Annotated in this window: 8 protein-coding genes and 2 pseudogenes; 5 read left to right on the top strand and 5 right to left on the bottom strand. The window is 53.6% G+C overall.

Annotation, left to right across the window (positions count from 1 at the left end):
• Positions 1-97: IS3 family transposase (locus HED65_RS03465; RefSeq protein ID WP_147279780.1), on the top strand; the 97-nt coding region annotated here is incomplete at its 5' end.
• Positions 98-161: 64 nt separating this feature from the next.
• On the opposite strand, the gene uspE is transcribed toward HED65_RS03465, so the two are convergent.
• The 5 genes and pseudogenes from uspE to HED65_RS03440 form a co-directional block, all read right to left on the bottom strand.
• Complete coding sequence (uspE, locus tag HED65_RS03460; RefSeq protein WP_114977443.1) at positions 162-1,112, bottom strand: universal stress protein UspE; 951 nt, start codon at positions 1,110-1,112, stop codon at positions 162-164.
• Between the two features lie 135 nt (positions 1,113-1,247).
• Positions 1,248-2,540, bottom strand: a complete 1,293-nt coding sequence (locus tag HED65_RS03455; RefSeq protein WP_114977442.1) for a tyrosine-type recombinase/integrase — start codon at positions 2,538-2,540, stop codon at positions 1,248-1,250.
• A complete protein-coding gene (locus HED65_RS03450) occupies positions 2,537-2,689 on the bottom strand; it encodes a DUF1317 family protein (protein ID WP_006809793.1) in 153 nt (50 codons plus the stop codon). The genes HED65_RS03455 and HED65_RS03450 overlap by 4 nt, the downstream gene beginning before the upstream one ends.
• Entirely contained in the window at positions 2,686-3,114 is a 429-nt protein-coding gene (locus HED65_RS03445; protein ID WP_114977441.1) for a regulator, read from the bottom strand. The genes HED65_RS03450 and HED65_RS03445 overlap by 4 nt, the downstream gene beginning before the upstream one ends.
• Positions 3,111-3,572, bottom strand: a pseudogene (locus HED65_RS03440) (lambda exonuclease family protein); the annotation flags it as partial. The pseudogene HED65_RS03440 and the gene HED65_RS03445, both read right to left, overlap by 4 nt.
• On the opposite strand from HED65_RS03440, the pseudogene HED65_RS03435 reads away from it, so the two are divergent.
• The 4 genes and pseudogenes from HED65_RS03435 to HED65_RS03420 all read left to right on the top strand — a co-directional run.
• Positions 3,571-3,870, top strand: a pseudogene (locus tag HED65_RS03435) (hypothetical protein); the annotation flags it as partial. The pseudogenes HED65_RS03440 and HED65_RS03435 overlap by 2 nt on opposite strands.
• Complete coding sequence (locus tag HED65_RS03430; RefSeq protein WP_114977440.1) at positions 3,870-4,340, top strand: hypothetical protein; 471 nt, start codon at positions 3,870-3,872, stop codon at positions 4,338-4,340. The pseudogene HED65_RS03435 and the gene HED65_RS03430, both read left to right, overlap by 1 nt.
• Positions 4,303-4,719, top strand: coding sequence for an NlpC/P60 family protein (locus HED65_RS03425; protein WP_114977439.1), 417 nt, complete (start codon positions 4,303-4,305; stop codon positions 4,717-4,719). Before HED65_RS03430 ends, HED65_RS03425 begins: the two co-directional genes overlap by 38 nt.
• The gene (locus HED65_RS03420; protein ID WP_114977438.1) at positions 4,706-7,183 is read left to right on the top strand and encodes a host specificity factor TipJ family phage tail protein; all 2,478 of its coding nucleotides are present in this window, start codon (positions 4,706-4,708) and stop codon (positions 7,181-7,183) included. The genes HED65_RS03425 and HED65_RS03420 overlap by 14 nt, the downstream gene beginning before the upstream one ends.
• The last annotated feature ends 16 nt before the right edge of the window (positions 7,184-7,199 follow it).

Genomic DNA, 7,199 nt, shown 5'->3' with positions numbered 1-7,199 from the left:
GTACATCCACTACTACAACAACGAACGAATCAAGCTAAAACTAAACGGCCTGAGTCCGGTACAATACCGAACTCAGGCCATGTCAGCCGCCAGTTAAGAAAGTGTCCAATATATGGGGTTCACTTCAAACTCTGGCGGCTTTTTTTATCCCTAAACGCTGTTTAATCGTCTTCCGGGTCGTCCAGCTCAACCGGTGTCTGGTACTCATCCGGTTTAATGACCAACAGGTCACAGCGCAGATGGTCAATCACCTGCTCGGCGGTATTGCCGAGGAATGCCGCAGAAATACCGGTTCGACCAATGGTGCCCAGCACGACAATCCCGGCTTGTAAATGTTCGGCTAAATCCGGGATGACCTCTTCAGGCAACCCTTTTTCCACGTGAGTCATTTTCTCATCAATGCTGAATTTCTGGCGTAGCGCTTTCATGGCCAACAGATGCTGACCACGGATGGCGTCGTTATACACGCTCGGGTCAAATTCAGGCAGTTCAATAGCGATATTGATTGGCGTCACCGGATACGCGCCAACCAGATGCACTTCGGTGTGGTTGACCTGTTCCGCAAGCTGGATTGTCTCCTTAACCAGCTTCTCGTTCAGCGCATTGTGGTAATCCTCTTCGCTGGCGAGATTGACTGCCACGACGGCTTTACCGCCTTCAGGCCACGGCTGGTCTTTCACCATCCAGACCGGGCAAGGGCATTTACGCAGCAGATGCCAGTCGGTAGGGGTAAAGATCACGGATTCCAGCTTGTCGTGCTGGTGCGCCATCTTCAGTAACAGGTCGTGCTCACCGGCAACGACTTCCTGGATAATGGCTTCGAAAGGTCGGTTATGCCAGACCACTTTAATATCAATAGGAACACCCGCTTCCAGGTAATACTTCGCCTGTTCGCGGATCCACGCAGTACGCTGGCTGATCACTCCCTGACGCATAGCGGTGCGCTCGTCAGGCGACAGAAGGGTGGTCATCTCATACGAGAAGTCATAGATCGGCAAAAACGCTTTGATTTTGCCACCAATCCGTTGATGTAAATACACAGCACGCCGTAATGCCGGTTGATCGTCCTGATTAGGATCGATAGCTACCAGCATGTTTTGATACTTTGCCATACAGGTCTCCTTACTACTGTCACCACAGTCTGTAATTAAAAGAGTAACCTATATATCCTGAATGAAACAGGGGGGAGGTTTTGCCAGATCAATAATTCATGAAAAATTATTACTTAATGCTGTTGCATACTGAATTCAAACAATTTTCTTTGACTTCATATCGTTATGGGGGCGTGACGGGGGCATATTGGCAAGAATTCGCTTGTTGATGATGGCAACCTGGTCCTTGTCCATATCACCGATCCACTTCGCATAAACCTCATAAACCATCCTTGAATCATCATGGCCCATCTGAGTCGCAATAAAGGAAGGGTTTGCCCCAGCAGAAAGCGACCAGCATGCGTAGGTGTGTCTTGACTGGTACGGATGACGGTTACGAATGCCTGCACGGCGTAAGCCATTCTTCCATCCATAGGATATAGAATTTTTTGAATAGTAACCGACCTTTCTTGTTGATCGACTAGATGGAACAAATACTGGCCTGATAACCTGCATTTCAGTTTTACCATGCTCACGATGGTGATAGACGATCTCGTGTTGCGGCAGATGGCCTGTAATTTCGAACTGTTTTTTCAGTGCATCCAGAGCAGGCTGGAGCAGGGTAATTGTCCTGATCCCTGCATCTGTCTTAGGAGGAACGAATAAGCCTTTCCTGGTCAGGTTCCGTGAGACATTAATCTCACCTTTTATCAGGTCGATATCATCCCATGCCAGGGCGCATAGTTCACCGTGCCGCATACCGGTATGAATAGCTACAACCCATAAAAGCGAGTGGGGTTTAGACAGGTTAAGCGCTCCTTGCTGGCCTTTCGCATCCGGGAATGCTGACACGACAACATCACTTCCGTCGTGAATGATGTTTGCTGGCCAGCGTCCCTCCGGTGCCTGCTCGTAATCAGCAACAGGTTCGGTACCGTCTCGCTGGTGTGAAAGCAGACCGCCAGCGCCGCCATTTAGCGCTTCGTCGGTATGGATGCGACAAGCATCGATATTGATCGCCCCAGTACCATGCTCAGCCATGTTCGCCGACACCGTTTTTTTGAATGGCTTGCGAGCCATGACGATCGGTTCGTGCGCAGGCTTCAGAGCCGTTCCCCAGCCATCAAAATCACCATCGAGGTTATGCGACTTGGGGAAGCCGCTGCCGTAAATCCAGAGAATTTGATCGCGTATTTCGAAACCGGCATCCTCTGCATTAACCACAAGGCGGTGATAGGTACGTGATCCGCCGAACGACAGCAGATGTCCGCCAGGCTTGAGAACGCGCAGGCATTCCTGCCACTGCTCGACTGTCGGGACGTCGTAATCCCATTTGTGGTTCATGAAACTCAGACCATACGGAGGATCCGTCACGATGGCGTCAACGGAGTTATCCGGCAGCGTTTTCAGGACCTCCTCGCAACGGCCGACGTGTAGTTGATAGGTCATGCCGCCTCCTGCCTTTCCCGATATTCCTCAGCGAGCCGCTGCGCCTTTAAAGGATTGCTGACCACTTCACCCCATGGCATTAGCCAGCCGTTACCAATGAAGGGAAGGCACAGTGTGCCAACTCTGATGTCGTCGTGAGCGTGAGTCATAGGATGGACTCCATTTCGTCGATGTAGAGGCCCTGAGCAATCAGGCGGCTACGGCGGGCGGCACGCGCTATGCACTCCTGCCGTCTACCTTCCTGCGATTGCTCAATGGCGCGCCGGGTGAACAGGCGCGATTTACCTTGCGGCGTTACGACCTTTGGCTTCGTGACCAGGTCGAATGTCCGGTCGCAGATGCCGTCCTCGTTGATCCACTTTTCCGACTCAACGATCTGCGCTATCTGTCCGGAGCCGCGGGTAATGCCGTTAGCGACGCGATTAAACTCGATGAGCGTTACGCCAAACTTCTCGGCGATTTCGCTGCCGGTGACCGGGCGTCCGCGCGTCTGAATCATCCAGATAACGCGCTCACGGAGGCCTGAGAATTGCCCGGTTCGCCCGGGTCTGCGGTAAAATGGTGTGCGTTTCATTTCCACTGCTCCCCGAACGTGAAGCCGATTTCCGCCAGCGCCTCGTCCATCTTCTCAATGAACTCCGGCACCATTTCGTTGAAGTCGGACATGTATTGCGGATCCCGCTCAACGACGACGTGGTGAATGCCTTCGCGTTTCATGCGCGGGTCGTAGTTGGCAAAGAACCAGGCGTCTTTCCCGGTCACCCACATGCTGTACTGTACCTGGGCCATGTACGCAGACTTGATTGCTTCGAAACCGCCAAGGCGGAATTTCATGAAGTCGCGGGAGGTGAAAGGGCATTTAAGCTCAAGGCCGAACCCGTTACTGCACAGGCCGTCAGGGGAGCACGCGGTGCGCATGCTCTCGTCACGGAACAGGATCGGAGACTCCGTGACTTTCACGTCGGTGGTGAACTCGAAGAGGGTGCGGGCGTCTTCTTCATACTGCTTTCCCCAGGCCAGCGCCTTGGCGTTGCGCAGTCCGAACTATCTCAACCGTGGCCTTAACTGGTTCAGGATGAATATCAATCTGGGAGGTAGTGGCCTGCAGTTGCAGGAGCTTCACTTCACGCAGATGCCAGTGCAAACCAGTATTGATGGCGGAGTAGTGACATGGAGTGGAACTGTGATCGCAAATAATCTCTATAACTCCGACGACGAGTTCGACGACATCATTGTTGAACTTCCGCCGCCGTGGGATTCGTGGCTGGATATTGTTGTCACGGGTTATCCGGACGGGCGTGATCAGGAATCTTTACCGAGAGTGCTTTAATGCCTACCTTCAGAGCTTATAAGCAGCAGCGCCCGACGCGCGGACTGTACGACACCATCACGTTCTACCATCCATCCTTTGGCTACGTCCGTCTGGTCGATAAGCAATTCTTTCCCAAGACGCTTGGCGGCCAGACGTACACGCCAGCGCGTTTTGAAATCGAAGAAAGCCAGCAGAGCGGCACGCCTGTGATCGACGCGACTGTGAAGTTAGGGCGGCTGTCGTCGGACATCAAAGCGCTGATGAAACAGTGGAAGGGGGCGGCCAGGCTAACGGCTATCACGGCCGAGCGGCAGATATTCGACAGTAGCGACGTGTCGGTACCGATTAAATCGTGGCAGTTATACGTCAAGACGATTGATATCGACGCCGATTCAGCATCGGTAACACTTTCTGTTACGAACCCGCTGAACAACAACATCGGAAGGCTCTATGACCCAACGGAATACACCGGCCTGCAGTACCTCTGATTTTGTCAGGATGGTTATCGGCGTGCCGTGGGCTAACCGTGCCTGTTCTTTCGAGAAAGTCGACTGCTGGGGGTTGGTGGTACTGTATTACCGTCACGTAATCGGTATTGAACTGCACCAGACTCCGGACTACGAAGCCGGGGCTGACTTCTTCACCTGCTATCAGGGTGACGTCGTTTTCTGGATCCCGGTCGATAAGCCGGTCGAGGGCGGGATATTTGTCGGGTACCGCGGCACGCAACCAGCACACGTTGGCCTGGTGCTGAACCGTCAGGCGCTACACTCTCGCGGCGAGAACGGAAGCGTGCGCATGGACTCGTTGCTGGTCATTCAGCGGGCATTTACCAAAGTGGAGTTTTTCGAATATGGCGCTGGTTGAGATATCGAACTTTCCAGGAACGCCTAAGCTGCGTTGCAGGGTGCCAAACGGCACCCTTTTTTATGAATGGCTGGTGGCCAATGACGCTACCTTTCACAGTGACCTGCTGATCGTCCGCAATGGCGTTAGGCTTGGCGACGATGACGAGCTGGCGTTTGATCTGAGCGAGCTGGACACCATTCAGATATTCGACCAGCCAAAGGGCATTGTCGGCGATATCCTGAGCCCAATCTTTAAAGTTGTTGGTCAGGTGTTTTCGTTTCTGGCACCGAAACCGGCCATCGCCAACACCGGCGGTAATACCGTCGACTCCCCAAATAATAGCCTGACCGGTCAGACAAACACCGCGCGCGTTTACAAAGCCAAGCCGGATATCTACGGCCAGGTCCGTTCATTCCCGGATCTGATTCAGGAATCGGTGTTCGAATACGTTCGACAGGATGCCTTTGACGGCGGCCTGAAGTATGTCACTGAATGGATGTGCATCGGGATAGGCAAGTACGACTATGAGTCTGTGCGCTACTCTGAATCGAGCCTTGGATCTCTTGCCGGTGCTGAATTCCAGTTTTACCAGCCTGGAGATGTCATCCCCCAGATCATCGAGGGATATGGCTTCGATGATGTAGATGGTCAGGAAGTGCCTGGGCAGAATGAGGCTGGCGATTTTCCTATAGAGAGCGCGACGGCAAACACCGTCGTCAGCGGTACATATTCCGGCGGCCAGATTGCGATGAAAATCATTAAGCAGGCCGAGTTCGACTATTTTATGGGGCTGGTACTGCCGCACGCTGTTACGTTTACCATTAACGTGACGTACAACACTGCATCAGGCAGCGTTACGACAGATGCGACATTCTCCGGAACGCTGATCTCCGCAGTGGAAACTAACGACGGCGCTGTGATTAACCCAGTTCGTTGGTACACGTTTACGATGAGCGACCTGCAGGGACCGCAGGACATCCCGGCTACGGCGACCATCAACACCACGAAGTTCATTCTGAACGACAACGAAGCCCTGGTCGTGGGTCCATTCTTCTCACCTGTTGAGTCATCACAGCTCTGGCTGCACACACAGTCGAGCCTTGGCGGGAAGAAACAGACTAACTGGAAGGTAGTTATCTGGAAAATCGACGACGATTACAACCAGATCCCCGGCACTACGCAGACGTTTACCTATTACCAGGGAACGCCGCACGACCATACCAGCGAAGTGTTTTACCGCACCGATAAACTGACTCCTGCGGCCGGGTACGGAAAGTACGCGATCAGCTTCCAGCGCACGGATAACTCCAGCGACGCGTCAGTCCTGAAGGTTGAAGAGATCCACGCTATCAATATCAGGACCAACGTCGTTCATCCTACTGACACGCTGGTGCGCGTGAAGGTGAGGGCGACAGAAAACGCCCTGGGAAGCCGTGAACGCAAATATAACGCTCTGGTGACGCGCCACACCATCACGTACAGCCTTGACACGCAGACAGTGGATTACACGCTGCGACCGTCTCGCTCGTTCGCTGACGCGGTGGCGCACACCTGGCTGATTATGGGTGAACAGCCGGTCAGCAGCATTGACCTTTACGGGCTGTACTCGATCGCCGAAAGCCTGCCTGACGAACGCCTTGGTTACTTCGACTACACCTTTGACGACGAAAATGACTCGCTCGGAGACCGCGTGCAGGCGATCTGTAATGCGGCGTCTGTGGTGGCGTACTGGGATGACGGCGTGCTGACGTTTACCCGTGACCAGAAGGTTGACTACCCGGCGGCCGTATTCAACCGGGCCAATATGAAGACGGACGAGTACAAAATGACGTACGAGGCCACTCTTCCTGGCGGCTACGACGGAGTGCAGGTCTCTTACGTTCACCCGACCACGAACAACAAGACGTACATCAACTACCGCGTGCTGAACGGCGCCATCGTCGAACAGGAAGCGGAAAACCCGAACAAACTGGAGATCGTCGGCTTCCGTAACGAGTATCAGGCGCGGGAACGCGCGCTGCGCGAAACGAAACGCCTGATCTACTCCCGAGTGAAGATGAACGCCAAAGTGTTTGAGGACGGCATTATTCAGGTCGGCAGCGTCATTCAGATGCCTGATATCTACGACAGCAACCAGCAACAGGGTTATATCACCGGCCGCGCCGGGAATAACTTCGATACCAGTGAGCCGATCACCTTCACCGGTTCGATGTATGTGCTGGTGACCGACAGCCTGGGCAACCCGACACTGCGCTATCCTGCCATCGCCCGCGCTGACACGAAGTACGGATTCACCGCGTCCATCCCTAACATTCAGCTCAACATATGGAACGGAGACACTGTACAGCTTCCTTCTCGCTACCTCATTGCGACGGTGGAGGAACTGGACAGCCAACTATGGAAGGTGAGCAGCATCAAACCGAACACAGATAACACGGTATCTTTGACGGTCGCAGAGTACAGCGACGCCATCTACCAATAAGAACCCTCCAGACCAA

The organism is Pantoea sp. LS15, assembly GCF_012241585.1.
GTDB lineage: Bacteria > Pseudomonadota > Gammaproteobacteria > Enterobacterales > Enterobacteriaceae > Enterobacter.
Note: the sequence above shows the minus strand (reverse complement) of the source record. Positions and strands in the feature narration are given on the sequence as shown.